This window comes from Nocardia sp. NBC_01327, from assembly GCF_035958815.1.
GTDB lineage: Bacteria > Actinomycetota > Actinomycetes > Mycobacteriales > Mycobacteriaceae > Nocardia.
Genome location: NZ_CP108383.1, coordinates 1,722,800 through 1,749,655 on the forward strand (window position 1 = coordinate 1,722,800; position 26,856 = coordinate 1,749,655).

The window sequence follows — 26,856 nt, forward strand, 5'->3', positions numbered from 1 at the left end:
GTCAGGGCTACGGCTCGATCAGAAGTCGCCGCCCCCGCCGGAATCGCCGCCGCCCGAGTCGCCGCCGCCGCCCGAGTCGCCGCCGCCGAAGTCGCCGCCGCCGCCCGAATCGCCGCCGCCGAAATCGCCACTGCCGCCGCCGAAGTCGGAGTCGCCTCCGCCGCCGCCCCAATCCTGCTGGGGCTGATTGTCGTAGCCGCCGCCCTGGTCGTAACCGCCCTGGTTGGAGTCGCGGTCGCGCTGCTCGTTCTCGCCCGACTCCCTGCCCAGTTCGTAGCCGAGGAGTCCGCCGCCGACCGCACCGGCCGCCGCACCGAGGCCGCCGGCCATACCGGGGCTCATACCGGAGCGCTGCGGGCCGTAGCCGCCGCCCGGATAACCGCCACCCTGCGGATACCCGCCGCCCTGGTAGCCGCCGCCACCGGGGAAACCGCCACCGCCGCCACCGAATTGGTTGCCGCCACCGCCGCCGCGGCGCTTACGGAGCAGCATGACGACCGCGCCCACCACGAGGGCGATGATCAGCACCGGGCACAGCAGTCCCAGCCAGCCGAAGCCATTGCTCTTCTTCGTCGCCACGGGCGCGGGCGCCTGATTGTGCGCGGTGGTCGCCGGTCCGGCCTGTTCGGTGTCCGACTTCAGCACGCTCAGCGCCGCGATGGTCGCACCCGTGTAATCACCGGATCCGAAGGAATTCGTGAATGCCGAAGTGGCGGAGGAGGTATCGCGAATATGCGAGTCGGTCCCGGTCCGGATGGCCAGATGCTTGGATTTGGTATTGATGGCGATGACCACGTCGGCCGGATTCACCACCTTGGTCTGCGCCTCCTTGTCGAACGCCGTCTTGTCGTCGGAGAACTTCTCGGTGGTGAAGATCTGCACCGGATTCGACAGCGTGTTCGCCGCGGCGGTCACCTTGGCGACGTCGAGCACATGGGAGTCGTCCTTCACGGTGACAGGCCCGGCCGTAGCCGTCCCCATCACCAGCAGCGCCGCCCCCAGGAGCGCTGCCAGCAGAAACACCAACCGTTTGATCATCTCCGACTTTCCTTTCGGACGATCCGTACCGTCACGACATACGCGACACTACTGTCACCCCGAAAGGAGCAGCCAGTGCCGACAGTGGTCCGGGCAACCATCAAGCCCAACAGCAGGAAGGGCCCACTCGTCGAAATCCTCGACGACGGCACCCTCCAGCTGTACGTCCGCGCCCCCGCAATGGAGGGCAAAGCCAACAAGGCAGCCTGCGAACTCCTGGCCGACCACTACGACGTACCCAAATCCGCCGTCCGTATCACCGCCGGCGCCACCTCCCGCTTCAAACGCTTCGAGATAGACGACTGAGCAGCAGCCCGCAGCCGCCGGGAACCTGCCGTCCTCAGAATTCGAGTTCGGCCCAGGGGATGTGGATCGGGAACGGGAAGTCGAACTCGATGCCATTGGTGTCGGCGGGCGTCCATTCGCCGGTGAGAAGGTAGTTGGCCGTTCGGAGTGGATGGACACCGTCCGGCAGTTGTCCGGGCTCGGCTTGCAGGCCGTAAGCGCGCACTATCGCGATGGCACTGGTTTCGCCTGCCAGGGAAACCTCCCAGTACCAGGGGATTCCAGCGCTCGCGTAACGGCCCTTCTTCGCCTCGACAATGGACTGGGTGTTGGCAGGAGACAGAACCTCGCCGACCAACAGGGCGTCGGTGGCTCGAACGTCCTGGTAGGCGGCCTCGAGACAACGATGGACCAGGAAGTCCGGAGTCAGGAAGTCGGATTTGCCGCTGCGCCCGACGAAGATGTTCGTCTCATCGGTTACCCGCCAGCAGTGCTCGGGGTGATGTGAAGTGTCTTCTCGTGCGCACTTGCGCAAACCGCTCCACATCAGGTTGGTGAAGGTCTGATGCTCCGAGGGGCCGCGTCGTAGCCAGACCACGCGGCCGTCCCATAGTTCGATCTGCGAGGCGATCTCTTCGGGGAGTCGCTCGAGCTCCTCCCACGTCATGTATTCGGGGAGCTCGGGTTGTGTATACGGAAGCGCCACGTCGTCAGGGTAGTTCGGCATATCCGCAGCCTCCCGGGGTTTACGAGGACAAGACGGGTTCGTCCATATTGTCGTGGGCCTCGGTTGCCAGTAGACCGCTATGGGCGCGGTCTGTCACTACACCGCGCCTGGGAAGCCCTGTTGGCGCCAGGCTTCGTAGACGGCGACGGCGGCGGCGTTGGCGAGGTTCATGGAGCGGCGGCCGGGGAGCATGGGGATGCGGAGGTGGGTGGTGATGCGGGGGTCGGTGAGGACCGAGTCGGGGAGGCCGGTGGGTTCGGGGCCGAAGAGGAGGACGTCGCCGTCTCGGTAGGTGATGTCGGTGTTGCGGGTGGTGGCGGCCGCGGTGAAGGCGAAGACGCGCTCGGGGTTGATGGAATCCCATGCGGCGGTGAGATTTTCGTGGACGGTGACGGAGGCCAGGTCGTGGTAGTCCAGGCCGGCGCGGCGCAGCTTCGGCTCCGAGAGGTCGAATCCGAGCGGCTCGATCAGATGCAGCGCACAGCCCGTGCCGGCGGCGAGCCGGATGGCATTGCCGGTGTTGGGCGGGATGCGCGGTTCGAAGAAGACCAGATGGAACACGGGGTCCAGGTTAAGCTCTGCGTCGTGAGTCCAGCCCATGCCGCCCCCGAAGAGCGCAGCAACCGGTTCGGTGCGTCGGTGCGCGACAACCTGCCCATCCTGCTGGTCGCCGCGGTGATGGTGGTGGCCGTGGTGTTCCTGGCCTGGGATCGCTGGCGGCGCGGGACGTTCTTCTTCGGCGGCGCGACGCTGCTGGCGGCGGCGCTGCGACTGCTGCTGCCGACCGATCGCGTGGGCCTGCTGGCGGTGCGGAGCAAGCCGTTCGACGTGGGCTGGACGGCGGTGCTCGGCAGCGTGATCATCGTGCTCGCCGCGACCATCAACAGCCTGGGCGTCACGTAAATCTGGGCGTCACCCAGCCGCGTGAAGCCGTCAGTCGTGCGAATCCGGCGCCGCGCGGATCTACGGCAAATTCCCCGGAAGCCGGGCCTCCGGGGAATTCTCTAGTGGGTGTTCTCGACTGTGCTCAGACGTTGGTGAGGCGGCGACCCAGCTCGCGGCGCAGGATTTCCTGATCCGGTAACCGGTGGAGCACACGCAGCACGGCGGGGCGAAGCTCGTGCTGCTCCTCATCGGAGAGCAACGCGACGAGATCGCGAAGATCCATGTCATCGAAGGCTGCTGTCATGTCACCACCATACGACCACCGCCGAGTTTCGGCACGGATTCCGGTCTCCGGTTACCTGGTGTCACGCGAACGAAACCGACAGTGCGTCAAGATAATTCGTACGAAACAGGCGCGACTCATGGCATTGTCTGCGGTCATTGCACCGCAGGCATTACATACCGGTCGGTCGCTGGCGATACTACCGATCAGCCACGCGCGGCGCGCGCCAGCTCCATCGTCTCGAGCATCAGCTTGCTGACCGCCTCGGTCTCGGTGAGGAAGCCGTCGTGGCCGTCGCGGGAGTGCACGATCTCCAGCCCCTTACAGCCCGGCAGCAGATCCGCCAGCTCCTGCTGATTCCGCAGCGGATACAGGCGATCGGAATCCACACCGCCGACCACACACGGTACCGGCGTGCCCGACAGCGCCGCCTCGATGCCACCGCGCCCACGGCCCACGTCGTACCGATTCAGCGCCTCGGTGAGCAGGACGTAGGTGGCCGGATCGAAACGCGAGATGAGCTTGTCGGCCTGGTACTCCAGATAGCTCTGCACCGCGTAACGCCCACCCTCCCAGGGGTTCTCGTCACCCTGGGCGAAATTCTCGAAACGGTGATCGAGCTCGGCCTCGGCGCGATAGGTGAGGTGCGCCATACGCCGCGCCAGGCCCATGCCCGTCATCGGCGCACGCCCGGTGCCGTAGTAGTCACCGCCCTGCCAGTCCGGATCGGCCTTGATGACGGCGATCTGGGTGGTCTGCTGGCCGAGCTGATCGGCGGTGGCCCGCGCACTGGCCGCGAGCACCAGTGCCGCGCCGACCCGTTCGGGATATCCGATCATCCACTCCAGCACCCGCATGCCGCCCATGGAACCGCCCACGACGGCGGCCAGGCGCTCGACCCCGAGCACATCGAAGAACTGCGCCTCCGCGGTCACCTGATCGCGCACGGTGATCTCGGGAAACCGTCCGCCCCAAGGCTTTCCGTCCGGCGCCAGCGACGCCGGACCGGTACTGCCCTTACAGCCGCCGAGCACATTGGTGGCGATGACACACCACTCGCGGGTGTCGATGGCCTTGCCGGGACCGATGGTCCCGTCCCACCAGCCGGGCTGATCGTGATGCACATCGGCCGGGCCGACCACATGCGAATCACCGGTCAGCGCATGCTCGATCAACACCAGATTGTCGGCATTCGCCGATAGTTCGCCCCAGCGTTGCACGGCCAGCGTCACGTCGGGAAGGACGGCGCCGCTCTCCAGCGCCACCTCCCCGATCGTAATGCTGCCGAGCGTGCCGTCCGGCGGCGGAAGCAGGACTTCCGCCGTCGAACGGGCAGTGCTCGATTCGATATTCGCGGTCAACTTGCGGCCGCCGTCAATCCGGCGCGCAGGTCCGCCAGGATGTCGTCGATGCCCTCGATACCCACGGCCAAACGGACCAGACCAGGGGTGACGCCGGAAGCGAGCTGCTCCTCGGGTGTCAGCTGGGAGTGGGTGGTGGAAGCCGGGTGGATGACGAGCGAGCGCACATCCCCGATGTTAGCGACATGGCTGTGCAGCACCAGGGTGTCCACGAACTTCTTGCCCGCATCCACGCCGCCGGCCAGTTCGAACGAGACGATGGCGCCGACACCCTTGGGAGCCAGTTGTTTGCCACGCTCGAACCACGGCGAACTCGGCAGCCCCGCGTAGTAGACCTTCTCGACGCCCGGCTGCTGCGTCAGGAACTCCGCCACGGCCTCCGCATTGGACACGTGCCGCTCCAGCCGCAGGCTCAGCGTCTCGATGCCCTGGCTGATCAGGAAGGCGTTGAACGGCGAAGCCGCGGCGCCCAGATCGCGCAGCAGCTGCACCCGTGCCTTGAGTGCGTACGCCGGCGCGCCGAGATCGGCGAAGACGGCGCCGTGGTAGCTGGGATCGGGGGTGGTGAAGCCCGGGAACCGCGGCTCACCGTCGGCATCGCGCACGGTCCAGTCGAAGGTGCCGCCGTCGACGATCACGCCCGCGACCGCGGCGCCGTGCCCGCCCAGGTACTTGGTGGCCGAGTGCACCACGATGTCCGCGCCGTGCTTCAGCGGCTGGAGCAGGTACGGCGTGGCGACGGTGTTGTCCACGATCAGCGGGATGCCCGCCGCGTGCGCGACACCGGCGATGCCCGGGATGTCGAAGATGGAGCTGCTCGGATTGGCGATCGTCTCGCCGTAGAACGCCTTGGTGTTCGGCCGCACGGCCGCTTCCCACTGCGCCAGATCATCGGGATCCTCGACGAAGCTGACCTCGATGCCCAGCTTGGGCAGCGAGTAGTGGAAGAGGTTGTAGGTGCCGCCGTACAGGTGCGGGCTGGACACGATGTGATCGCCCGCCGAGGCGAGGTTCAGGATCGCGTAGGTCTCCGCGGCCTGCCCGGAGGCCAGCAGCAGTGCGGCCACACCGCCCTCGAGCGCGGCGATGCGCTGCTCCACCACGTCCTGGGTGGGATTCATGATGCGGGTGTAGATATTGCCCGGCTCGGCGAGACCGAACAGCGCGGCGGCGTGATCGGTATCGCGGAAGGCGTACGAGGTGGTCTGGTAGATCGGCAGGGCGCGCGCGCCGGTGGTGGCGTCGGGGGCCTGTCCGGCGTGGATCTGCTTGGTCTCGAAGGACCAGTTGGCCGGGTCGATGTCGCTGGTTGCCGAAGAGGCAGCGGGCGCGGTCGAGTCACTCATGTCGTGCTCCAGAGAAAAGGTCGCCGAATGGCGGAGGTGGACGTTATCGGAAGGCGAATAAGCTTCGACAACAACACATCTCGGGTCCTCCTACAGTGCGCTTGCGCTCGGCCTTCGAGCGCCTGGTCCTCACCCGGAGCACCCCGCCGCTGCTGGAGGGTTGCCGATCAGCGAGCCGGGGCTTAACGCTGATGCTCTTGACCTGTTGCGAAATTCTAACGGGGACCGGTGGCGGCCGTCGCGACGGGGAGGGCGCAACTGCGCGTGTACTCCTCGTAGGCGGCGAGCACATTGTCGATGAGCTCGCGTGCCGTGCTCGCGCTGGAGCAATCGGGGAACTCGGAGGAGGCGTCGAATTCGCACTCCATGCCGATGCGCACGATGGCGTGCCAGGTGGCCGAGATCATCCGCACCGGCATGGCGTTCGGATCGGTCTGCAGGCGTTCGGCGAGCACCGTCGTCATGGACAGGGTCTTGGTATCGGCCGCGGACAGGCTTTCGGCGCGGACTGTCGCATTGCTCTGGGTGATGCGCTGCATCTGCTGAAACCAGTGGAACGGCAGCGGATTGTCGCCCTCGATGACCTGCTCGACCACGGCCATGAACGCGTCGAGCAGGGCCTGCAGCTCATTGCCGGTGATGGGCTGCGCGCGCAGCTGGTCGGCGAGCGCCCGGCCCATGTCCTCGATCGGGGCGATGACGATCGCCTCTTTGCTGTCGAAGTACCGGTTGATGGTGCGCGGTGAGACATCGGCCGCATCGGCGATCTGCTCGACGGTGGTGGCGTCGAAGCCCTGGGCATCGCACAGCTGCAGTGCCACATCGATGATGCGCGTCCGGGTCTGCTGCTTCTTGCGCTCGCGCAGACCCGGCCGATGGCGCTCCAGACTCGCCCGCTCGGGGCTGTGGAGTGTCAGTGAACCGGCATGCGTCGACGACTCGGACATGCCGTCATTGTATAGCCGTCCGGCGAGATTGTGACGAGAACCGCCAACTGTCTGATTGCGACACTTTTCTCTTGACGCCAATTGTCTGGAGGTGCCACGATGGACCAGGCTGTTCGAACCACTCCTGAGGAGACGGCATGACCACTGGGATGGCGACTCTCGCGCCCGATGAAAAATCAAGTCAGACAAGCGCTTCCAAGCGCTGGCTGGCGCTGGGCGTGATTGCCATGGCCCAGCTGATGGTGGTGCTCGACGCCACCATCGTCACTATTTCCCTGCCCTTCGCCCAGCAGGACCTCGGCATCAGCGACGGCAACCGGCAGTGGATCCTCACCGCCTACACGCTGATCTTCGGTGGCCTGCTGCTACTCGGCGGACGGCTCGCCGACTACCTCGGCCGCCGCCGCATCTTCCTGATCGGCCTGATCGGCTTCGCCGGAGCCTCGGCGCTGGCCGGACTCGCGCAGAACACCGCGGAACTGTTCGCCGGTCGCGGCCTGCAGGGTGCGTTCGGCGCACTGCTGGCGCCGGCGGCGCTGTCGCTGGTGTCGATCACCTTCACCGAGCCCAAGGAGCGGGCGCGCGCGTTCGGCGTCTTCGCCGGCGTCTCGGCGGGCGGCGCGGCCATCGGCCTGATCGTCGGCGGTCTGCTCACCGAGTACGCCAGCTGGCGCTGGTGCCTGCTGGTGAACACGCCCATCGCACTGCTGGCCTTCGCCGGCGCCATGGCGTTCGTCATCAAGGACATTCCCGCGCCGCGCACCGGCGGGTACGACCTGCCCGGCGCGGTCACCGCGACGCTCGGTCTGATCTCGGTCGTCTACGGCTTCAGCCGCGCGGCGTCGGACGGCTGGACCGCGAGCACCACCCTCGGCTTCCTCGTCGCGGGTGTGGCACTGCTCGTCGCCTTCGTGGTCATCGAACGTCGTACCGCGAATCCGCTGCTGCCACTGCGTATTCCGGGTGAGATCAACCGCGGCGGATCGTTCCTGGTCGCGCTCATCACCCCGATCGCCATGTTCGCCATGTTCCTGAACCTGAGCTTCTACCTGCAGCTCACCCTCGGGTACTCGGCGCTCAAGGCGGGTGTGTCGTTCCTGCCGTTCCCGGTGGGCATCGTCATCTCGGCCGGTATCGCCAGTGCGCTGCTGCCGAAGATCGGGCCGCGTCCGGTCATGCTGACCGGTGCGGTGCTCGGCACGGGCGGTCTGCTGTACCTGGCCCAGCTGTCCTTCGGTGACAGCTACTCCACCAGCGTGCTGCCCGCCATCCTGCTCATCGCGCTCGGCATGGGCGGATTGTTCGTGGCCATGCAGACCACCGCGCTGCATCAGGTGGACGAGAAGGATTCCGGTGTGGCCAGTGCGCTGCTGAACGCGGCGCAGCAGGTCGGCGGTTCCATCGGCACCGCGCTGCTGATGACGCTCTCGGTGCAGGCGGCCGAGCGGTATGCCAAGAATCACCCGACCATCGACAATGTGGTGGCCCGGGCGGCGATCCACAGTTATGACGTGGCGTTCTACGCGGGCGCCGGCTTCTTCCTGCTGACCATTCCGATCATCGCGTTCATGATCCGGGACAAGCCGGAGACGCTGCTGGAGGGCTCCGAGCACGTGCACGTCGGAGTCTGAGCTACCACCGCTTTCGCGGGCCGCGTCCTCTCCGGGGGCGCGGCCCGCGTCGTGCCGGGGGCAACCCGTGTCGTGCCGGGAAAGCCCCGTGGTGACGGTGCACACTACTCACCGGTAACTGAGGGCGGGGTCCCGCACAGCGGGGGCTGCCCGTGCGGTGCGGTTCATAGCAGCAGTACGCTCGTCTTGTTTGGCGCCACAAACTGTACGGACCTGGTACCAGAGGTCCCGCAGGAAACGTCGGGCATATACGTTGTTTGTTGAACAGCCGGGGTCCCCGCTCACAAGCGTGCTCACCCGGCCGTGCAATGGGAGCACCACCTTCCTAGGAGGACACGAAGTCCATGTCCAAGATCAAGGTTGAAGGGACTGTCGTCGAACTCGATGGCGACGAGATGACCCGGATCATCTGGCAGTTCATCAAGGACAAGCTGATAATTCCGTACCTCGATGTGAACCTCGAGTACTACGACCTCGGCATCGAGTACCGCGACAAGACCGATGATCAGGTCACCGTCGACGCCGCCAACGCCATCAAGAAGCACGGCGTCGGCGTGAAATGCGCGACGATCACCCCGGATGAAGCCCGCGTCGAGGAATTCGACCTCAAGAAGATGTGGCGGTCGCCGAACGGCACCATCCGCAATATTCTGGGCGGCACCATCTTCCGTGCGCCGATCATCATCTCGAATGTTCCGCGTCTGGTTCCGGGTTGGACCAAGCCGATCATCATCGGCCGTCACGCCTTCGGTGACCAGTACCGCGCCACCGATTTCAAGGTGCATCAGGCCGGCACCGTCACCCTGACCTTCACGCCGGAGGACGGCTCCGAGCCGATCCAGCACGAGGTCGTCCGCATGCCGGAAGACGGCGGCGTGATCATGGGTATGTACAACTTCCAGGACTCGATCCGGGATTTCGCGCGTGCCTCGCTGAATTACGGTCTGCAGCAGAACTACCCGGTGTACCTCTCCACGAAGAACACCATCCTGAAGGCCTACGACGGCATGTTCAAGGACACCTTCGAAGAGGTCTACCAGACCGAGTTCAAGAAGGAATTCGACGCCGCCGGCCTGACCTACGAGCACCGGCTCATCGACGATATGGTCGCCTCCGCGCTCAAGTGGGAGGGCGGCTACGTCTGGGCCTGCAAGAACTACGACGGCGATGTGCAGTCCGACACCGTCGCGCAGGGCTTCGGCTCGCTGGGCCTGATGACCTCGGTGCTGCTCACCCCGGACGGCCGCACCTGTGAGGCGGAGGCCGCGCACGGCACCGTCACCCGGCACTTCCGCCAGCACCAGCAGGGCAAGCCCACCTCCACGAACCCGATCGCCTCGATCTTCGCGTGGACCCGTGGCCTGGCTCATCGCGGCAAGCTGGACAACACCCCCGAGGTCATCGCCTTCGCGCAGACCCTCGAGGATGTCGTCATCAAGACCGTCGAGGACGGCCAGATGACCAAGGACCTGGCGCTGCTCGTCGGCGGCGATCAGGGCTACCTCACCACCGAGGAATTCCTCGGTGTGCTCGACGCCAACCTGGCGCGCACCCTGCGCTGAGGCGCAACGGCAGCTCGCCACCACATTCCGGGCACCTGTCCCGCCACTCGGCGGAGCGGGTGCCCGAACTGTTTTCCGCGCTCGGGCCGCTTTCGGCACTCGGGAAAGAGTGCCCCGGGTTCCCATCCGCCCTGTTCGTGAGTGAGATCACCGGTGCGGAGGGTATCGGGCGGGTTCGCTCGGATGTTGCGATTGGTCGTGGCCAATTCTGTCTCCGAATCTGTTGATTCCGTGTCCGAGAGCACGGCCACGTCCGGGTACGTCGAGCCGGCGGCCGGGCGCGGGTGGCATGTGCCCGCCATGCTGGCGCTGGCGATGGGCGGATTCGGCATCGGCACAACCGAATTCGTGACGATGGGATTGCTTCCGGAGATCGCGCGGGGGATGAATGTTTCCGAACCTGTTGCGGGGCACGCGGTTTCGGCGTACGCACTCGGCGTAGTGGTCGGCGCTCCGGTGATCGCGGCGCTCTGCGCGCGCATGTCGCGCAAGAAGCTGCTGATCGCGTTGATGATGGCCTTCACGCTCGGCAATGCGGCGTCGGTGTTCGCGCCCTCGTACACGACGCTGGTGATCGCGCGATTCGTGACGGGTCTGCCGCACGGCGCCTATTTCGGCGTGGCCTCGCTGGCCGCCGCCTCGCTGGCTCCGGTGGGGCAGCGTGCCAAGGCGGTTGCCGCGGTTATGCTGGGGTTGAGCGCCGCCAATGTTGTCGGCGTTCCCGCCGCCACCTGGCTGGGTCAGCACCTCGGCTGGCGGGACGCCTATGTGGTGGTCGCCGTTATCGGCGCGGCCACGGTCGCCGCGCTCTTCCGATTCGTGCCGGAGCTCACCGGTATCCGGCTCACCGATCCCCGTACCGAACTGGGCGCGCTGCGCCGTTCCCAGGTGCTGCTGACGCTGCTGGTCGGCGCGGTCGGCTTCGGCGGCATGTTCGCGGTCTACACCTACATCACCACGACGCTCACCGATGTGGCGGGCATGCCGGTCGGCCTGGTGCCGATTGTGCTGATGCTGTTCGGATTCGGAATGGTGGCGGGCAATATCATCGGCGGCGTACTGGCCGATCGCGGTGTGGATCGCGCGATATTCGCGGCATTGATATCGATGGTGGTGATCCTGGCCGTCTTTATCGCGGCGGCGCACAATCCGTATACCGCGGCGGCGGGCGCATTCTTCGTCGGAGCGTCCGGTGCGGCATTGGCACCCGGCCTGCAAACTCGGCTGATGGATGTGGCACACGATGCGCAAACTCTGGCTGCCGCGCTGAATCACGCGGCGCTCAATATCGCGAATGCCGCGGGCGCCTGGCTGGGTGGTCTGGTGATCGCCGCCGGGCTCGGTTACACGGCTCCGGCCGTGGTGGGCACGGGTCTCGCGGTGCTCGGCACGCTGTTGTTCGCTGGCACCGTGCTGATCGCCCGCGCCTCGCGTAAGGCGTAGCGGAAACGGCGTCCGGCGCGAGACTCACAGGTATCCTCGAGCTGAATTCACAGCGAACGCCGATATTCTCTCGAGTTGTCGGCCGAAGAGCGCTCTCGACTGGACAACTCCTGCTACGAAAGGAAATCCGTCATGCGTGCTGTTCGAGTCGCAGTCCTCACCGGTGGTTTGCTGGCCGGTCTGTTTCTTGTCGTTCCCGGTGTCGCTTCCGCCGATCCGGTGAGTTGCGGCCCCGATCTCAACAGTTGTGCGACCACGTGTCGTGAGACCATCGGAAACCAGAACATTCGGCTGAACGATTGCGTCATGACCGACGCCGGCTGGACCTGCGACGCCTGCCTGTACAACTCCGAGCAGTAACCCCCGGCGGGTTCGCTGGGCCGGATCGCTGGTCCGGCCCACAATCGGGCCGCATTACATACACACGTGTATGTAAGTGTACGATGCGTGAATGACCCGTACCGCGACGCCTAAGCCGCCCCGGCGCACCCAGGAGCAGCGTAGCAGCGAGATGCGGGTGCGATTGCTGGACGCGACCATCGAATGCCTGGTGGAGTACGGATACGCGGGCACGACCACGCCCCGGGTGGCCGAGCGCGCGGGGGTCACCCGGGGCGCCCAGGTGCACCATTTCGGCTCCAAGACCGATCTGGTGGTCGCGGCCATCAGCCATCTCGCGCAGCGCCGCGCGGAGGCCGCCATGCTGGAGATCGGGCGGATCAAAGCCGGGCGCGATCCCATCGCGACGGTGCTGGAATTCCTGTGGGAGGCGCATCAGGGCCCGATGTTCATCGCCGCCGTGGAGTTGTGGGTGGCCGGTCGCACGGATCCGACGCTGGCCGCCGAGATGGGCAAGGTCGAGCCGTTCGTGAACAATGCCGTGCTGCTCGCGCTGAGTCACTACGTCCCCGACGAGGTGCATCGCAAGGACGCCCGGGATTTCGTCTTCACCGCCATGGACGCCCTGCGCGGCATTCTCGTCTCGAGCTTCATCGATCCGGATCCCGAACGCGCACACCGCCGTTGGCTGCGCGCGTCGGTCCAGTTGCGTACGGCAGCGCAGGTCACGCTGCCGGGCATGCGGCTGCTCGACTGATCAGTTCTGGTGGGGCAGTAGGTGAATGCCGGTCTTGTCGGTCGAGAGCGCAAGTGAGCTGATGTACTGGATTTCGCCCTCCGGTCCCGGCACCGCCGAGGCGATCATGTCCGGCCGCTCGAATTCCATCCCGGTGACCGCGCAGGCCAGCAGTTCGCCGGACGGGTTGCCGTGCTCGTCGAACAGCGGCAGCTCGATGCCGTCGTCGGTGCGGCGCAGGTAGTACTTGCCTTTGGTGACGATGGCGGTGAGCGGCGTCGCGATGAAGGCCACGACGATCGCGACGATGGGGGAGTACGGCTTGAGCAGCTCACCGAACAGGCCGAAGAAGGTCATGATCGACAGCAGCGTCGCCGATCCGAAGCCGACCAGGCCGACCGGATTGAAGTCGTAGAGCATGCCGCGGCGGAACTCCGGCACCTTCGGCGAGAGCTTCAGCACGTACTTGTTGATCGCGATATCCGTGGCGACGGTGACGATCCAGGCGATGCCGCAGTTGGCGTAGAAGCCGAGAATATTGTTCAGGAAGTCGAACATATTGGCTTCCATCAGGATCAGCGCGATCACCAGGTTCACCACCAGGAAGACCAGCCGGCCCGGATAGGTCTTGGTGACCCGGGTGTAGGAGTTGGTCCAGGCCAGCGAGCCGGAGTAGGCATTGGTGACATTGATCTTGATCTGGCTGATGACCACCAGCACCACCGCCAGCGTCATGGCCAGCCAGCCCGGGACCATATTCTTGTAGATCTCCAGGAACTGGTGCACCGGCTGATTCGCAATGCCCTGTGCGGCAGGCAGAGTCGCGATCAGGTAGACCGCCAGGAACAGTCCGACCACCTGCTTGAGCGCGCCGAAGAGCACCCAGCCCGGACCCGCGAGCAGCATCCAGCCCCACCACTTGCGGGCATTCTCAGGGGTGCGCGGCGGCATGAAGCGCAGATAGTCGATCTGCTCGGCGATCTGCGCGATGAGCGACAGGCAGACGCCCGCGGCCAGCAGTGTGCCGGAAAGGCTGACGCCGGAACCGTTCTCACCGCCGTAGGCGAAGAACGCGGAGACCGAGTCGGGGTGGCGCACCAGCAGGAAGCCGAAGGGCAGCACCATCAGCAGCAGCCACAGCGGAGTGGTCCAGACCTGCAGTTTGGCCAGGGTGTTCATGCCGTAGATGACCAGCGGGAAGATGATCAGCGTGGAGGTCAGGTAGCCGATCCACACCGGTATGCCCAGGCCCAGCTCCAGGCCCTGGGCCATGATCGACCCCTCCAGCGCGAAGAAGATGAAGGTGAACGAGGCGAACACGATATTGGTGACGATCGACCCGTAGTAGCCGAAGCCGCTGCCGCGGGTGATGAGGTCGAGGTCGATGTTGTAGCGGGCCGCGTAGTAGGCGAGCGGGAAGCCGGTCAGCATCACCACGAGGGCGAAGATGCCGATGCCCAGCAGCGCGTTTCCGGTGCCGTTGGCAATGCCGATATTCGCGCCGATGGCGAAGTCGGCGAGGTAGGCGATGCCGCCGAGGGCCGAGATGCCGACCACCGCCGGGCTCCACTTTCGGTAACTGCGCGGGGCGAACCGCAGCGTGTAGTCCTCCAGGGTTTCCTTGGCGGCGGCTATTCCGTCTGCGTTCGCCGATCGGGCATCGACATCGACCACGAGGTTCTCCTGTCCCAGTGCACCGCGTTCACGGCGACGGTTCGAAACTCCTGCAGGGATGTGCCCGGGCAATTGCCGATCGATTACGTCGCCGTTACGGCACCCTCACCTGTGGCGGAAGTCACCTGAGGCAGCTACCGGCTGGCATGCGCTCCGGCGACCGCGGCGGAGATCGCATACAACTTTGGCTGTATGTACTAATGCAACCGGCTTCTCCTGGAACTTTGACGGAGTTCGCGCTGGTAGAAGCCTGACCCCTTGTTGTCTTACATACACCTCTGTATGTTTGTGCACAGTTCGACCCGTCGGGTCGACACCAGCCGCGCGTCCTGGCGTGGTGCGCGGCCTGATGTGAGGAGTTCGATGACGAACAAGGTCTACGTCGTCGGCGTCGGCATGACGAAGTTCGAGAAGCCGGGCCGCCGCAAGAACGAGGACGGCAGCGGCTGGGACTACCCGGATATGGCCCGCGAATCGGGCACCAAGGCCCTCGCTGACGCGGGGATCGATTACCGCGAGGTCGAGCAGGCCTACGTCGGCTACGTCTACGGCGAATCCACCTCCGGCCAGCGCGCGGTGTACGAGCTCGGCATGACCGGCATCCCGGTCGTCAATGTCAACAACAACTGCTCCACCGGCTCGACCGCGCTCTACCTTGCGGCACAGGCGATTCGGGGCGGACTGGCGGAATGCACGCTGGCCCTGGGCTTCGAGAAGATGCAGCCGGGCTCGCTGGGTTCGAGCTACGACGATCGCGAACAGCCGATGGCCAAGCATGTGATGGCGCTCGCGGAGATCTCCGAGGTGCTGTTCCCGGTGGCGCCGTGGATGTTCGGCGCGGCGGGCCGTGAGCACATGGTGAAGTACGGCACCACCATCGAGCACTTCGCCAAGATCGGCTACAAGAACCACAAGCATTCGGTGAACAACCCGTATGCGCAGTTCCAGGAAGAGTATTCGCTCGAGGACATCCTGGCCTCGCGGATGATCTACGACCCGCTCACCAAGCTGCAGTGCTCGCCGACCTCCGACGGTTCGGGCGCGGCCATTCTCGCCGGCGAGGCGTTCGTGGACCGGCACAATCTGGCGGCGCAGGCGGTGGAGATCGTCGGGCAGGCGATGACGACCGACTTCCAGTCCAGCTTCGACGGCACCGCCAAGAACCTCATCGGCTACGACATGAATGTGCAAGCGGCCGAGAAGGTGTACGCGCAGGCCGGGCTCGGCCCGGAGGACTTCCAGGTCATCGAGCTGCACGACTGCTTCTCCGCCAATGAGCTGCTGACCTACGAGGCGCTCGGCCTGTGCAAGGAGGGCGAGGCCGGCCGGCTCGTCGACGACGGGCTGACCACCTACGGCGGCAAGTGGGTGGTGAACCCGTCCGGCGGCCTCATCTCCAAGGGACATCCTTTGGGCGCAACGGGTTTGGCGCAGTGCAGTGAGCTCACCTGGCAGCTGCGCGGCACCGCCGACAAGCGGCAGGTCGACAATGTCACCGCCGCGCTGCAGCACAATATCGGGCTCGGCGGCGCGGCCGTCGTCACCGCTTATCAGCGCGCCGACCGCTGAACACCGGCGCGAAATCTCTTACATCACACTCACACTCGACGAGGAGCAGTAGTCATGGGACATATCGAAGCCAGTAAGGACCTCAGTGCAACCCCCGAGGCGCTGTGGGCTGTCGTCTCCGATCCGCAGACCTGGGACAAGTGGTTCTCCATCCACGAGCGCTGGCTGGAGGAGCCGCCGGCCGCGCTGGCGCCGGGTTCCAAGCTGGTCGCCAAGATCCTCATGCTGGGCATGGCCAATAAGATCGAGTGGGTCGTCGAGAGCGTCGACACCCCGAATCGCCTGGTGCTCAGTGGTACCGGCATGGCGGGCGTGAAGGTGCAGTTCGCCTTCGACATCCAGCCCGAGGGCGCCGGCAGCAAGTTCTCGGTCTCCGGCGACTTCGAGGGCGCGCTCATCAAGGGTGCGCTGGGCAAGGCTGTGGAGAAGGACGGCCTGAACCAGCTCGACAAGACGCTCACGGCTCTCGACGCGCTGGCGACGGCGGCCTGAGATGGCCGGTACCACAGTCGAATTCGACCCGAGCGGACTGAACGTCTGGTCCGATGAGGAGCCCTTCGAGGTCACCGGTGAGCGCATTGCCGAATACGCGGCCGCTACCAATGATCCCATCGAGGCGCACCTGAAAAGTGTTGTCGCACCGCCGATCTTCGGCATCGTCCCGGTCTTCGAGGCCATGATGATGCCGGTGCTCGAGGTGGTGCCGATGGATATCTTCGGCCGGGTGGTGCACGGGGAGCAGGACTTCCACTTCCACCGTCCGATCCGTCCCGGTGACAAGCTGTCCTCGCGGGCCAAGGCCATCGGTTACGAGGGCAAGGACAACGGCTCCACCATCACCATTCTCATCGAATGCCGGGCGCAGGACGGGGAACTCGTCAACGAGCAGTACCTGACGGCGTTCTTCCGCGGGGTGAACGCGGGCCCGAAGGTCGGTGACGGTGCGCCGTCGCACCGGTTCGATTCGGCGCTGGCCGGGCAGTCACCGGCGGCGGTGGTGCCCGCGCACGTGGATCTCGACCAGACCTTCCGCTATGCGCCCGCCTCCGGTGATCCGGTGCCGCTGCATCTGGACGAGCAGGTCGCCAAGGATGCCGGTCTGCCGGGCATCATCGCGCACGGCCTGTGCACCATGGCCATGTCCTCGTGGGCGGTGCTGGGCGAGGTGGCCGATTCGGATGTGGCGCGGCTGCGGCGATTTGCCGTGCGCTTCTCGAAGATGGTCTTCCCCGGTGACGATCTGCAGACGCGCATCTGGCGGACCTCGAGCGAGGGCGGCGAGACCACGTACGCCTTCGAGACCGCTCGCGGCACGGATCTGGTGCTGACCGACGGCCTGGCCGTCATCGCCGACTGAATACTTTCCGACTCTGTAGAGGGAGCAAACAATGGGTGCACTGGAGGGACGGGTCGCCGTCATCACCGGCGCGGGCCGCGGTATCGGGCGTGAGCACGCGCTGCTGTTCGCGCGCGAGGGCGCCGCGGTGGTCGTGAACGACCTGGGCGGCAGCAATGCCGGTGAGGGCGCCGACGACGGCCCCGCGCACGAGGTGGTGAACGAGATCATCGCCGCAGGGGGGCGGGCGATCGCGAACACCGACAGCGTCTCGGACTGGCAGGGCGCGAAAAACCTTGTCGATCAGGCTGTCTCGGAGTTCGGGCGGCTCGATGTGGTAGTCAACAATGCGGGCATCCTGCGCGATGCCTTCGTGGCCGGCATGGACGAGTCGCAGTGGGATTCGGTGATCGCCGTGCACCTCAAGGGGCATGCGGCGGTGCTGCACCATGCCGCCGCGTATTGGAAGGACCAGTCCAAGGCGGGCAATCAGCCCACCGCCGCGGTGATCAATACCGCGTCCGCCTCGGGCACCACGGTGCCCAATGCCGGGCAGGCCAATTACGGTGCGGCCAAGGCCGGTATCGCGGCGCTCACCCTGGTCGCGGCCGATGAACTGGCCCGCTACGGGGTGCGCGTCAATGCCATCGCGCCCATCGCCCGCACGCGTCTGACCCTGGCCACGCCGGGTATGGGCGCCATGATGGCGGCCGAGGCGGAGGCGGTGGAAGAGGGCGGTTTCGATGCCTTCAGTCCGGCCAATATCTCCCCGCTGGTGGCGTATCTTGCCACCGAGAAGTGTCCGATCAACGGCAAGGTTTTCGCGGTGCAGGGCGGCGCCATCTCCGAGCTCGCGGGCTGGCACGACGTGAAAACCATTGAGACCGAAGGCCCCTGGCTGATCGACGATATCGCCGACCAGCTGCCCTGATCCACGGCGCCTTTGTCACAACAGTCTGGAGAACAACGATGTTCGAGTGGTCCGAGACCGATGAGATGATTCGCGACGCGGTGCGCAGCTTCATCGACAAGGAGATCCGTCCGAATCTGGCGGCGCTGGACAGCGGCGAGATGCTGCCGTATCCGATTGTCCGGAACCTGTTCGCCCAGTTCGGAATCGACGCCCTGGGCGGGGAGGCCATCGGCAAGATGCTGGCCCGGCAGCGCAAGAAGGAAGCGGCGTTGGCGGCCGGGGAACCGTTGCCGGAGAAGAAGGAACGCGCCTCCGGCGACGGCGGCCCGTTCTCCGGGCAGGAATCGATGATGGCGGTGCTCATCAGTGAACTGTCCGGGGTGTGCATGGGCCTGGTCACCGCCATGGGCGTGAGCATCGGTCTCGGGGCCACCACCATCATGTCGCGCGGCACGCTCGCTCAGAAGGAGCGCTGGCTGCCCGATATCGTGACCATGAAAAAGGTTGCGGCGTGGGCGATTACGGAACCGGACTCGGGCTCGGACGCCTTCGGCGGTATGAAGACGTATGTGCGCCGCGACGGTGACGACTACCTGCTCAACGGGCAGAAGACGTTCATCACCAACGGTCCCTACGCCGATACCGTGGTCGTCTACGCCAAGCTGGACGAGGGCGACGGCGTCGGCAAGCGCGACCGCAAGGTGCTGACCTTCGTGCTGGACAAGGGCATGGAGGGCTTCACCCAGGGCAAGCCGTTCAAGAAGATGGGCTTGCACGCCTCGCCCACCGGGGAACTGTTCTTCGACAATGTGCGGCTGTCGCGGGACCGGCTGCTCGGGGAGACCGAACAGCATGAGGGCGGTGACGGAAGGGAAAGCGCCCGTTCGAGTTTCACCGCCGAACGCATCGGCGTCGCATTCATGGCGCTGGGCATCGTGAACGAATGCCATCGGGTCTGCCTGGACTACGCCAAGAATCGCAAGCTGTGGGGTCAGGAGATCGGCCGCTTCCAGCTGGTGCAGTTGAAGCTGGCCAAGATGGAGATCGCCCGGATGAATATCGAGAACATGGTGTTCAACGTCCTCGAGCGTGGCCGCGCCGGTAAGTCGCCGTCACTGGCCGAGGCGTCCGCCATGAAGCTCTACTGCTCGGAGACCGCCACCGATGTCGCCATGGAGGCGGTGCAGCTCTTCGGCGGAAACGGCTACATGTCCGAATACCACGTCGAACAGCTCGCCCGGGACGCCAAGTCACTGATGATCTACGCCGGCAGCAATGAGATTCAGGTGACCCACGTCGCCAAGGGCCTGCTCGCGCAGTAGAGCACGGCGGAACACGAAGTTCCGCTACGGCTTGCGGGCCATGGCGCAGGCGATGAGTTGCTCCCAGACCGATAGTCCCGGGGCGGGTGCGCCGATGCGTGGTACGTCTTCTGCCTCGGGAGGGGTTTCCGGGGCGGTGGGCCGCCACAGTGTGCACGGGACCAGTCGGGGTTCCAGGATGTCGAGATCGCCGAAGAGGTCCAGGATCTCGTCCTCGCTGCGCCAGCGGCCGCGGCCGAAGGTGCTCTGCAGCTTCTGCTCCGCGGTCTGGGTCTCCTCATTGTGCCCGGAGCGGAAATGCGAGATGTAGACCAGACTTCCGGGCTGTATGCGCTCGGACCAGTAGCGCACGACCTCGCCCGGCTTCTCGTCGTCGTTGAGGTGGTGCAGGGTCGCGCTGAAGATGATGCCCACCGGCTGGTCGAAATCGATGAGCCGGACGACCTCCGGATCGTTCCGAATGTCTTCCGTGTCACGCAGATCCGCCTGGATCACCGTGGTGGTCTCGTGATTGGCCAGCAGTGCCCGCCCGTGCGCCAGCACGATCGGATCATTGTCGACGTACACCACCCGGGCATCGGGAATCAGCTGCTGCGCGATCTGGTGCACATTGTCGGCCGTCGGCAGGCCGCTGCCCATATCCAGGAACTGCGTGATGCCGAGCTGCGTCATCTCGCCCACCGCGCGCACGAGCGCCTGCCGATTGGCGAAGGCGATCGCCACCGAACCGGGCAGGTCGTTCTTGAAGTAGTCGCCGACCTCCCGATCGACGGCGTAATTGTCCTGCCCGCCGAGCAGATAGTCGTACACCCGCGCGATGCTCGGTTTGGATTGGTCCACCGGCATGTGGTCGGTCATCTGTGGACATTCCCCCCAATGCTTCAGACAGCGCGCAGACGGGTGCGGCTGGCGTAGACGTGCTCCGCGATGAGCGTGGCAATGCGGTCGGGCGCCTCCAGCATGGGGACGTGACCCACATCGTGTACCAGAATACGGTCTGCGGAATCCGGGAGCTCCTGAAGGAAGCGCTTGGCGTACGCGCGGTAGGGAATGACCCGGTCGTTTTCGCACATGAGCAGGCGCACAGGTGTTTTCAGATCCGACAGATCCTCCAGATCGGGGGCGCGCAGCACGCCCGCGATGAGCGGCAGCATGGCCCGGCAGTGCAGCGACGAGGTGATGGCGGCCTCGATGGCGCGGCGCGGGGCGGCCGCGGTGTTCTTGCTCAGGATCATGGCCACCGCCTGCCGCACCGGCGCGCTGAAGGCCAGCAGATCGGGCAGATATCTGCCGACCTCCACCAGCGGCACCAGCGACAGGAACTTCAATCCCACCCGAACCTGCAGGGCGGAAGGGGTTTGCCAGCCGCCTGCCGGGGCGATCGCGGTGAGCGTGCGGGCCCGGCCGCGCCGCGCCAGCTCGAAGCCCACCCAGCCGCCGAGCGAATTTCCCGCGATATGACAGGTGCGCCAGCCCAATTCGTCCAACTGGTCTTCGACCCGGTCGGCAAGGGCACTGACATCCAGGTACCAGCCGTCGAGTTCGGGACCGCCCCAGTGTCCGGTGAAGGCCGGAGCGAACACCTCGCAATGGGACGACATCCGCTGTGCCACCTGCTCCCAGCAGTGTGGCGACATCATGAACCCGTGCAACAGGAGCAGGGGATCACCGGAGCCGGTGTGAATGGCACGCATGGGCGCGAGCGGGACGGTGGGCTTGTCGGTGCCTGACGTCATCGTCATCACCCCTTCCCGGACCTCGATGTCCGTGGAGAAGTAGGTATAGCGGCATTGTACGGTCGTGGGGTGCCCAAAATCCTCAGCACGGTAAACGTCAATGGAGTGCGCGCCGCGGCCCCCAAGGGACTGCTCGCCTGGCTAGCGGTCACCGAGGCCGACATCATCTGCCTGCAGGAGACGCGGGCGACCGATGAGCAAACGCGTAGCGCACTGGCGCCCGCGCTCGATGCCGGATGGTTCCTGACCCATGCCGAACCCGGTATCAAGGGCCGCGCCGGGGTGGCGATCCTGTCCCGCCGGGCGCCCGATGCCGTGCGCGTCGGCGTCGGTCTCTATCAGGACGGAACCTGGTGTGCCGTCGAAGAATTCGCCGCGCTGGGGCGCTACGTCGAAGCGGACTTCGACGAGCTCACTGTGGCCAGCGTGTACGTGCACACCGGTGAGGCCGACACCCCGATGCAGGACGAGAAGTACCGTTTCCTCGATGCCCTCGGCGCGCGCATGACCAGCATCGGCCGCGACTTCGTCATCAGCGGCGACTGGAATGTCGCGCACACCGAACTCGACATCAAGAACTGGAAGGGCAACGTCAAGAACTCCGGCTTCCTGCCGCAGGAGCGCGCCTGGGTGTCGTCCATGCTGGCCGCCGGATACGTGGACGTGGTCCGCCTGCTGCACCCGGATGTGCCCGGCCCCTACAGCTGGCACTCCTACCGCGGCCGCGCCTTCGACAATGACGCCGGCTGGCGCATCGACTATCAGCTGGCCTCCGGCGATATCGCCACCCGGGCCAAACAGGCGGTGGTGGAGAAGGCCGCCACCTACGCCGAGCGCTGGTCCGACCACGCTCCGGTCACGGTGCAGTACCGGTGAAGATCTCCTCGCGGACGCGCGCCTGGCTGCTGCTGGGCGGCGCGCTGATCATGGTGCTGGTCGCGGTGCTCGTCTCGCGCGGCGGCGATCACGCCGCGACGACGAGCAGCGCCAAGGTGACCACCACGGTCGCCGGAAAGACCACGACCGCAGCCAAACCGGGCCCGCGCGCCACCGCGCCCGGCGCGGTGGACGAGCCGACGCACGCGGCCGGTGTACCCGATCGCGCCTACCAGACCCTGATCGAGATCGACGCCGGTCGCTGGCCCGGCTCCGCCAATTCCCCTGGGACACATGGCGGAGACACCTGGATGAACCGCGGCGGCAGTCTCCCCGCACAGGATTCGAGCGGCAAGAAGATCTCCTATCAGGAATGGGACGTCAATCCGAAGAAGCCGGGCCAGGGCCGCGACGCCCAGCGCATCATCACCGGCAGTGACGGTTCCGCCTACTACACCGGCGACCACTACAACACCTTCACCAAAATGCGCTGAATGGCCAAATCGCGCGCGCTTCACGAGGATGCGCTGTTGACGTGCTCTCGGATGGGAGAGTCTCCAGCCCTCACGGGCCGTGCTTTCTGCTTCGCTGACGATTGCCCGCCCGGAAGGTTCCGTTGAGGTCTTACATCGTCTCCACAGACTGTCACCGCCCGTCCGGCGGCCAGAATGTTCATCGCAGCGTTCACGTCCCGGTCGTGGGATGCGTTGCAAGTACTGCATGTCCACACCCGCACGTCCAGCGGAAGGCGCTCCGCGAGCGCACCACACGCGGAGCATCGCTTCGACGAGGGAAACCATCGATCAATAGTGACCACTTCGCGCCCGTACCAGTTGGCCTTGTACTCCAACATGGTTCGGAATTCGCGCCACGATGCGTCGGAGATGGAGCGGGCGAGGTTTCGGTTTCGGACCATGTTGTGCACCGACAAGTCCTCGATCACGAGCGTTTGGTTCTCACGCACGAGCCGAGTCGTCACATTGTGGAGATAGTTTCGTCGTCGGTCGGCAACGCGGGCGTGGATGCGCGCCAGCCTGCGGCGGGCTTCGTTTCGATTCGCACCGTCGCCGGGTGCCTTGCGGGTGAGTCTTCGCTGCGCTCTGGCCAGTCGGGCGCGGTCGCGCAGTTCATGTTTCGGGTTCGGGACCTTCTCGCCCGTGGACAGTGTGAGCAGGCTGTGCAGGCCGGCATCGATGCCGACCGTCGAGTCTGTCGGTGGCAGGGGCCGCACCTCCTGGTCTTCGCACAGCAGAGACACGAACCATCGCCCTGCGCTGTCGCGAGACACCGTCACTGTCGACGGCGGCACACCTTCAGGAAGCGGTCGCGACCAGACGATATTCAATGGCGCAGTCATTTTGGCCAGAGTGAGCTGCCCGTCTCGGTAGCGAAATGCACTGCGGGTGTACTCCGCGCTCGCGCGGGACTTCTTGCAGGACTTGAATCTTGGATAGCTGGAGCGCTTGTTCCAAAATGCGATGAACGCCGTCTGGAGGTGCCGCAACGTCTGTTGCAGTGGTACTGCGGCAACGTCATTCAGAAACGCGAGCTCCTCGGTATGTTTCCACAGTGTCAACATCGCCGAGGTGTCGTTGAACGTGACTCTCTCTCCATGCCGGCTCCACGCCTCGTCCCGCGCCTCCAGTGCGAGGTTGTAGACCTTTCGTATGCAGCCGAACGTTTGCGACAGCTCAGTCGCCTGTTCTTCGGTTGGATAGAAGCGGAATTTGAACGCCCGCTTCACTGCAGCGGAACCCATGGGAAGCAAAATAGCACGTATGTTCGAGTATTTTCGAGGATTCGGTCGTCTGACACCGCCCAGCTGTTTGTGGGCATGACTCCAGAGGGGTTTTGATGAACGCGCAGGTTGCCATCCCGCTGACGCAATTCCTCGTAAATGAGACGGCGTCCGATGTCATATCCACCGGCTCGGCTCGATCGGCGGCAGAACCCCCGCAAGCGTTGGGCGTGCTGCCGGTGGGGGCGGCCGAATTCTCGGGTGTGCGTGGGCAAATGCCCGCGGGATATCTGTCGCGGGAGTTGCGGGGGCGGAAGATGCGCACGGTGGCAGAGGTTTTCGACGAGTTCGCGGCGGCGTTCCAGTTTCCGTACTACTTCGGGCAGAACAAGGATGCCTTCGATGAATGTCTGCGGGATCTGGACGAATTCGTCGGCCCCGCACAGGGGTACGTGGTGGTGGTGCGCAATGCCGCGCTGCTGCTCACCGAGCAGCCCGAGGAGCGGCGCTGGTTCGCCGAGGCGATGACCGACAGCGCTGGGCACTGGGCCGAGCGCGAGGTGGCATTCCGGGTGGTCCTGCAGGACGCCGCACCCGCCGGAATCGAGGCGGCGGCACTGCGTCTGGGATAGCGGGTCGGCAGGGTCCGGGGGAGACCGGCCGCAAAGGCGGATTCATCGGACCTTCCCGCTCCGTTCACCTTCCCGCGTATCTGTGTGTGGCAGGCGCTGCAATGGTCACGCTATTGCGATCGCAGCCTGACGCGATCGAATGATCCGGGAGGTCCCATGCATGCCCCGTCTCGCCGCCGCTTCGGCAGGCGAAGTCGCACCGCTGCCGCGTTCACCGCGCTGGTGGCGCTGAGCGCGACCGCGTGCTCCGGTTCCTCGGGGCAGTCGGCCGCCGAGACCGCGACGCCGATCAAGCACATCGTGGTGATCTTCCAGGAGAACGTGTCCTTCGATCACTACTTCGGCACCTACCCGAAGGCCGCGAACACCGACGGCACCCCGTTCACCGCGCTGCCGAACACACCGGCGGTGGACGGGCTCACCCCCGATCTGCTGACCAAGAACCCCAACAAGTTCCAGCCCCAGCGGCTCGGCGGCCCGAACCAGCAGATCACCTGCGATCAGGACCACGAGTACAAGGACGAGCAGGCCGCGTTCGACGGCGGCAAGATGGACAAGTTCGTCGAGCACACCGAAATGGCCGCGTGCAAGCCGCCGACCTTCGGCGCGCCCGGCATGGTGATGGACTATTACGACGGCAATTCCGTGACCGCGCTGTGGAATTACGCGCAGCACTACGCGATGAGCGACAACTCCTACGGCACCACCTTCGGACCCTCGGCGGTCGGCGCGGTGAACCTGGTCTCGGGCCAGACCCACGGCGTGACAAAGGAATTCATGCCCGGCGGCAAGCCGTTCCCCGCCATCGACGTGCTGGAGCAGGCGGGCAACGGCCAGGGCACCCTCACCGACGACCCGCAGCCCCTCGGCGACGATTGCTCGAGCCGCGACCAGGTCCAGATGACCGGCACCAATATCGGTGACCTGCTGAACAAGAAGAACATCAGCTGGGGCTTCTTCGAGGGCGGCTTCAAGCCCACCGCGACCACCGACGGCAAGGCCGTCTGCGGCGCCAACCACGTGGTCGGCCCGATGCTCGGCGGCACCGGCAAGACCGGCGACCGCGCGTTCGACACCAAGGACGACTACATCCCGCACCACGAGCCGTTCCAGTACTACGCGCAGACCGCGAACCCGCACCACCTGCCGCCCACCGCGGTGGACAAGATCGGCCAGAGCGATCAGGCCAACCACCAGTACGACCTGTCCGACTTCTGGTCGGCCGCCGATTCCGGCCACCTGCCCGCGGTCAGCTACCTGAAGGCCGCCGGCTACCAGGACGGCCACGCCGCCTACTCCGATCCGCTGGACGAGCAGCAGTTCCTGGTCGAATCCATCAACCACCTGCAGAAGCTGCCGGACTGGAAGGACACCGCGGTCGTCATCGCCTACGACGACTCCGACGGCTGGTACGACCACAAGTCTTCCCCCGCGGGCCTGTCCTCCAGCTCGCCCGACGACATCCTGAGCGGCCCGAGTGCCTGCGGTGACGTAGACGGCAAGCACGCCACCTACCAGGGCCGCTGCGGTTACGGCCCCCGCCTGCCGCTGCTGGTGATCTCCCCGTACGCCAAATCCAATTACATCGACCACTCGGTCACCGATCAGACCTCGGTGCTGCGCTTCATCGAGGACAACTGGAAAACCGGCCGCATCGGCGACGACTCCTACGACGCCCGCGCCGGAGCCCTGGACCCGATGTTCGATTTCTCGTCCCCGGCCCAGCCCACGTTGGTCCTGGACCCGAAGACCGGTACTAGGAACTGACCGAATCCCGTTGACCGCCCGGCCTTTTCATCCGAAGAGGCCGGGCGTTTTCGGTGTTCTACGGGCTGGTCAGGGGCGCAATCGCGCGGCCATATCTTCGCCGAGCAGAACGAAGATGTCGGTGGTGTGGTCGATGAGGTCGTCTCGGGTCATCGGGAGATCACCTTGCAGCCAGGCGGTGAGGGTTTGCACGAGGCCGCCGACCAGATACGTTGCGCGGAAGCTGATTACGGGGTCCGGCTCGGCGTCGGTCAGCCCGTAGAAGTCGATGCCTTCCGCGGCAACGAGATTGGCGAAGGCGCGGATGGTGTGCACGGTGCGGGTCCGCAGTTCGGGGGTCGCGGAGCTGACGACCAGGGCGACGCGGGCCTTGCGGGGGTCGTCGGTGAGGACGTGGATGCCCGCGGTGATCGCGGCGTGCGCTTTGCCCCGCGTGCTGCCGGGGGCGGTGTGCAGTGCGTGCAGCAGGGCGCCGGCCAGCTCCTCGGCAATGGTGTCGAACAAGGCCGACAGCACGGCGTCGCGGCTGTCGAAATTCTCGTAGTAGTAGCGCTCGTTGAGGCCCGCGCCGGTGCAGAGGGCGGCGACCGTCAGTTTGTCCACACCCTGCGCGCCGAGGATGTCGAGCGCGGCGTCGAGCAGGGCGGTGCGGCGCTGTGTGCGGCGTTCGGCCGCCGAGATGCCGCCGTAGGTCCGTTGCCCGGTCACGG

General features: G+C 65.7%; 28 protein-coding genes and 1 riboswitch. Of the genes, 16 read left to right on the forward strand and 12 right to left on the reverse strand.

The genetic code is table 11. The features are described 5' to 3' along the window. Positions 1 to 18: 18 nt before the first annotated feature. Positions 19 to 1,038: a hypothetical protein gene (locus OG326_RS07355; RefSeq protein ID WP_327143849.1), complete on the reverse strand. Its 1,020-nt coding sequence runs from the start codon at positions 1,036 to 1,038 to the stop codon at positions 19 to 21. 75 nt (positions 1,039 to 1,113) lie between these two features. Here OG326_RS07355 and OG326_RS07360 point away from each other — a divergent pair, with 75 nt between their 5' ends. Beyond that, the gene (locus OG326_RS07360) at positions 1,114 to 1,344 is read left to right on the forward strand and encodes a DUF167 domain-containing protein (protein ID WP_327143850.1); all 231 of its coding nucleotides are present in this window, start codon (positions 1,114 to 1,116) and stop codon (positions 1,342 to 1,344) included. Between the two features lie 34 nt (positions 1,345 to 1,378). On the opposite strand, the gene OG326_RS07365 is transcribed toward OG326_RS07360, so the two are convergent. After that, positions 1,379 to 2,050: a Uma2 family endonuclease gene (locus tag OG326_RS07365; RefSeq protein WP_327143851.1), complete on the reverse strand. Its 672-nt coding sequence runs from the start codon at positions 2,048 to 2,050 to the stop codon at positions 1,379 to 1,381. A gap of 96 nt (positions 2,051 to 2,146) precedes the next feature. Beyond that, positions 2,147 to 2,611, reverse strand: a complete 465-nt coding sequence (locus tag OG326_RS07370; protein ID WP_327143852.1) for a tRNA (cytidine(34)-2'-O)-methyltransferase — start codon at positions 2,609 to 2,611, stop codon at positions 2,147 to 2,149. A 24-nt stretch (positions 2,612 to 2,635) separates the two neighbouring features. Here OG326_RS07370 and OG326_RS07375 point away from each other — a divergent pair, with 24 nt between their 5' ends. Beyond that, positions 2,636 to 2,953, forward strand: a complete 318-nt coding sequence (locus OG326_RS07375) for a DUF3017 domain-containing protein (protein WP_327143853.1) — start codon at positions 2,636 to 2,638, stop codon at positions 2,951 to 2,953. Positions 2,954 to 3,077: 124 nt separating this feature from the next. Here the strand turns inward: OG326_RS07375 and OG326_RS07380 are convergent, their stop codons facing one another. The 4 genes from OG326_RS07380 to OG326_RS07395 form a co-directional block, all read right to left on the reverse strand. Beyond that, positions 3,078 to 3,239, reverse strand: a complete 162-nt coding sequence (locus OG326_RS07380; protein WP_297622201.1) for a hypothetical protein — start codon at positions 3,237 to 3,239, stop codon at positions 3,078 to 3,080. A gap of 185 nt (positions 3,240 to 3,424) precedes the next feature. Continuing rightward, complete coding sequence (metX, locus tag OG326_RS07385; protein WP_327143854.1) at positions 3,425 to 4,579, reverse strand: homoserine O-acetyltransferase MetX; 1,155 nt, start codon at positions 4,577 to 4,579, stop codon at positions 3,425 to 3,427. Further along, positions 4,576 to 5,925 (reverse strand): bifunctional o-acetylhomoserine/o-acetylserine sulfhydrylase, encoded by a 1,350-nt coding sequence (locus OG326_RS07390; RefSeq protein WP_327143855.1) that lies wholly within the window; start codon positions 5,923 to 5,925, stop codon positions 4,576 to 4,578. Before OG326_RS07390 ends, metX begins: the two co-directional genes overlap by 4 nt. Positions 5,926 to 6,017: 92 nt before the next feature. Next, positions 6,018 to 6,128: riboswitch (SAM riboswitch) on the reverse strand. Between the two features lie 12 nt (positions 6,129 to 6,140). Continuing rightward, positions 6,141 to 6,872 (reverse strand): TetR/AcrR family transcriptional regulator, encoded by a 732-nt coding sequence (locus OG326_RS07395; protein ID WP_327143856.1) that lies wholly within the window; start codon positions 6,870 to 6,872, stop codon positions 6,141 to 6,143. Positions 6,873 to 7,009: 137 nt separating this feature from the next. Between OG326_RS07395 and OG326_RS07400 the strand changes: the two genes are divergently transcribed. From OG326_RS07400 to OG326_RS07420, 5 genes are all read left to right on the forward strand, one after another. Then, positions 7,010 to 8,503: an MFS transporter gene (locus OG326_RS07400; RefSeq protein ID WP_327143857.1), complete on the forward strand. Its 1,494-nt coding sequence runs from the start codon at positions 7,010 to 7,012 to the stop codon at positions 8,501 to 8,503. A gap of 344 nt (positions 8,504 to 8,847) precedes the next feature. Next, the gene (locus OG326_RS07405; RefSeq protein ID WP_327143858.1) at positions 8,848 to 10,065 is read left to right on the forward strand and encodes an NADP-dependent isocitrate dehydrogenase; all 1,218 of its coding nucleotides are present in this window, start codon (positions 8,848 to 8,850) and stop codon (positions 10,063 to 10,065) included. A gap of 231 nt (positions 10,066 to 10,296) precedes the next feature. Then, on the forward strand, positions 10,297 to 11,508 hold the full coding sequence (locus tag OG326_RS07410) for an MFS transporter (RefSeq protein ID WP_327143859.1): 1,212 nt from the start codon (positions 10,297 to 10,299) through the stop codon (positions 11,506 to 11,508). 132 nt (positions 11,509 to 11,640) lie between these two features. Continuing rightward, entirely contained in the window at positions 11,641 to 11,868 is a 228-nt protein-coding gene (locus OG326_RS07415) for a hypothetical protein (RefSeq protein WP_327143860.1), read from the forward strand. Positions 11,869 to 11,959: 91 nt separating this feature from the next. Then, complete coding sequence (locus tag OG326_RS07420) at positions 11,960 to 12,604, forward strand: TetR/AcrR family transcriptional regulator (protein WP_327143861.1); 645 nt, start codon at positions 11,960 to 11,962, stop codon at positions 12,602 to 12,604. Here OG326_RS07420 and OG326_RS07425 read toward each other — a convergent pair whose 3' ends face one another. Beyond that, a complete protein-coding gene (locus tag OG326_RS07425) occupies positions 12,605 to 14,257 on the reverse strand; it encodes a purine-cytosine permease family protein (RefSeq protein ID WP_327143862.1) in 1,653 nt (550 codons plus the stop codon). A gap of 363 nt (positions 14,258 to 14,620) precedes the next feature. Here OG326_RS07425 and OG326_RS07430 point away from each other — a divergent pair, with 363 nt between their 5' ends. From OG326_RS07430 to OG326_RS07450, 5 genes are read left to right on the forward strand one after another with little or no spacing between them, the layout of a single operon-like run. Next, complete coding sequence (locus OG326_RS07430) at positions 14,621 to 15,826, forward strand: lipid-transfer protein (protein WP_327143863.1); 1,206 nt, start codon at positions 14,621 to 14,623, stop codon at positions 15,824 to 15,826. Positions 15,827 to 15,880: 54 nt separating this feature from the next. Then, positions 15,881 to 16,318, forward strand: a complete 438-nt coding sequence (locus tag OG326_RS07435) for a type II toxin-antitoxin system Rv0910 family toxin (protein WP_327143864.1) — start codon at positions 15,881 to 15,883, stop codon at positions 16,316 to 16,318. Between the two features lies 1 nt (position 16,319). Continuing rightward, positions 16,320 to 17,183 carry a MaoC/PaaZ C-terminal domain-containing protein gene (locus OG326_RS07440; RefSeq protein WP_327143865.1) on the forward strand — a complete coding sequence of 288 codons (864 nt, stop codon included), beginning with the start codon at positions 16,320 to 16,322 and terminating at the stop codon, positions 17,181 to 17,183. A 31-nt stretch (positions 17,184 to 17,214) separates the two neighbouring features. Beyond that, positions 17,215 to 18,093, forward strand: coding sequence for an SDR family oxidoreductase (locus OG326_RS07445; protein ID WP_327143866.1), 879 nt, complete (start codon positions 17,215 to 17,217; stop codon positions 18,091 to 18,093). Between the two features lie 38 nt (positions 18,094 to 18,131). Beyond that, positions 18,132 to 19,397 (forward strand): acyl-CoA dehydrogenase family protein, encoded by a 1,266-nt coding sequence (locus OG326_RS07450; RefSeq protein ID WP_327143867.1) that lies wholly within the window; start codon positions 18,132 to 18,134, stop codon positions 19,395 to 19,397. Positions 19,398 to 19,421: 24 nt separating this feature from the next. On the opposite strand, the gene OG326_RS07455 is transcribed toward OG326_RS07450, so the two are convergent. After that, positions 19,422 to 20,255: an SAM-dependent methyltransferase gene (locus OG326_RS07455; protein ID WP_327143868.1), complete on the reverse strand. Its 834-nt coding sequence runs from the start codon at positions 20,253 to 20,255 to the stop codon at positions 19,422 to 19,424. Positions 20,256 to 20,278: 23 nt separating this feature from the next. Continuing rightward, the gene (locus OG326_RS07460) at positions 20,279 to 21,139 is read right to left on the reverse strand and encodes an alpha/beta fold hydrolase (RefSeq protein WP_327143869.1); all 861 of its coding nucleotides are present in this window, start codon (positions 21,137 to 21,139) and stop codon (positions 20,279 to 20,281) included. 63 nt (positions 21,140 to 21,202) lie between these two features. On the opposite strand from OG326_RS07460, the gene OG326_RS07465 reads away from it, so the two are divergent. Then, positions 21,203 to 22,009: an exodeoxyribonuclease III gene (locus OG326_RS07465; protein WP_327143870.1), complete on the forward strand. Its 807-nt coding sequence runs from the start codon at positions 21,203 to 21,205 to the stop codon at positions 22,007 to 22,009. Further along, on the forward strand, positions 22,006 to 22,503 hold the full coding sequence (locus tag OG326_RS07470; RefSeq protein ID WP_327143871.1) for a ribonuclease domain-containing protein: 498 nt from the start codon (positions 22,006 to 22,008) through the stop codon (positions 22,501 to 22,503). Before OG326_RS07465 ends, OG326_RS07470 begins: the two co-directional genes overlap by 4 nt. A 20-nt stretch (positions 22,504 to 22,523) precedes the next feature. Here the strand turns inward: OG326_RS07470 and OG326_RS07475 are convergent, their stop codons facing one another. Beyond that, positions 22,524 to 23,768, reverse strand: coding sequence for an RNA-guided endonuclease InsQ/TnpB family protein (locus OG326_RS07475; RefSeq protein WP_327143872.1), 1,245 nt, complete (start codon positions 23,766 to 23,768; stop codon positions 22,524 to 22,526). Positions 23,769 to 23,863: 95 nt separating this feature from the next. Between OG326_RS07475 and OG326_RS07480 the strand changes: the two genes are divergently transcribed. Next, on the forward strand, positions 23,864 to 24,379 hold the full coding sequence (locus tag OG326_RS07480; RefSeq protein WP_327143873.1) for a barstar family protein: 516 nt from the start codon (positions 23,864 to 23,866) through the stop codon (positions 24,377 to 24,379). A 156-nt stretch (positions 24,380 to 24,535) separates the two neighbouring features. Beyond that, on the forward strand, positions 24,536 to 26,146 hold the full coding sequence (locus tag OG326_RS07485) for a phospholipase C (protein ID WP_327143874.1): 1,611 nt from the start codon (positions 24,536 to 24,538) through the stop codon (positions 26,144 to 26,146). 69 nt (positions 26,147 to 26,215) lie between these two features. On the opposite strand, the gene OG326_RS07490 is transcribed toward OG326_RS07485, so the two are convergent. Next, a complete protein-coding gene (locus tag OG326_RS07490; protein WP_327143875.1) occupies positions 26,216 to 26,854 on the reverse strand; it encodes a TetR/AcrR family transcriptional regulator in 639 nt (212 codons plus the stop codon). Positions 26,855 to 26,856: the final 2 nt, after the last annotated feature.

Bases quoted from the DNA above. Each gene is read 5' to 3' on its own strand.
- OG326_RS07355 (WP_327143849.1), bottom strand. From the start codon at position 1,038: ATGATCAAACGGTTGGTGTTTCTGCTGGCAGCGCTCCTGGGGGCGGCG.
- OG326_RS07365 (WP_327143851.1), bottom strand. From the start codon at position 2,050: ATGCCGAACTACCCTGACGACGTGGCGCTTCCGTATACACAACCCGAG.
- OG326_RS07380 (WP_297622201.1), bottom strand. From the start codon at position 3,239: ATGACAGCAGCCTTCGATGACATGGATCTTCGCGATCTCGTCGCGTTG.
- OG326_RS07390 (WP_327143855.1), bottom strand. From the start codon at position 5,925: ATGAGTGACTCGACCGCGCCCGCTGCCTCTTCGGCAACCAGCGACATC.
- OG326_RS07395 (WP_327143856.1), bottom strand. From the start codon at position 6,872: ATGTCCGAGTCGTCGACGCATGCCGGTTCACTGACACTCCACAGCCCC.
- OG326_RS07400 (WP_327143857.1), top strand. From the start codon at position 7,010: ATGACCACTGGGATGGCGACTCTCGCGCCCGATGAAAAATCAAGTCAG.
- OG326_RS07405 (WP_327143858.1), top strand. From the start codon at position 8,848: ATGTCCAAGATCAAGGTTGAAGGGACTGTCGTCGAACTCGATGGCGAC.
- OG326_RS07415 (WP_327143860.1), top strand. From the start codon at position 11,641: ATGCGTGCTGTTCGAGTCGCAGTCCTCACCGGTGGTTTGCTGGCCGGT.
- OG326_RS07420 (WP_327143861.1), top strand. From the start codon at position 11,960: ATGACCCGTACCGCGACGCCTAAGCCGCCCCGGCGCACCCAGGAGCAG.
- OG326_RS07430 (WP_327143863.1), top strand. From the start codon at position 14,621: ATGACGAACAAGGTCTACGTCGTCGGCGTCGGCATGACGAAGTTCGAG.
- OG326_RS07435 (WP_327143864.1), top strand. From the start codon at position 15,881: ATGGGACATATCGAAGCCAGTAAGGACCTCAGTGCAACCCCCGAGGCG.
- OG326_RS07440 (WP_327143865.1), top strand. From the start codon at position 16,320: ATGGCCGGTACCACAGTCGAATTCGACCCGAGCGGACTGAACGTCTGG.
- OG326_RS07445 (WP_327143866.1), top strand. From the start codon at position 17,215: ATGGGTGCACTGGAGGGACGGGTCGCCGTCATCACCGGCGCGGGCCGC.
- OG326_RS07450 (WP_327143867.1), top strand. From the start codon at position 18,132: ATGTTCGAGTGGTCCGAGACCGATGAGATGATTCGCGACGCGGTGCGC.
- OG326_RS07455 (WP_327143868.1), bottom strand. From the start codon at position 20,255: ATGACCGACCACATGCCGGTGGACCAATCCAAACCGAGCATCGCGCGG.
- OG326_RS07460 (WP_327143869.1), bottom strand. From the start codon at position 21,139: ATGACGATGACGTCAGGCACCGACAAGCCCACCGTCCCGCTCGCGCCC.
- OG326_RS07475 (WP_327143872.1), bottom strand. From the start codon at position 23,768: ATGGGTTCCGCTGCAGTGAAGCGGGCGTTCAAATTCCGCTTCTATCCA.
- OG326_RS07480 (WP_327143873.1), top strand. From the start codon at position 23,864: ATGAACGCGCAGGTTGCCATCCCGCTGACGCAATTCCTCGTAAATGAG.
- OG326_RS07485 (WP_327143874.1), top strand. From the start codon at position 24,536: ATGCATGCCCCGTCTCGCCGCCGCTTCGGCAGGCGAAGTCGCACCGCT.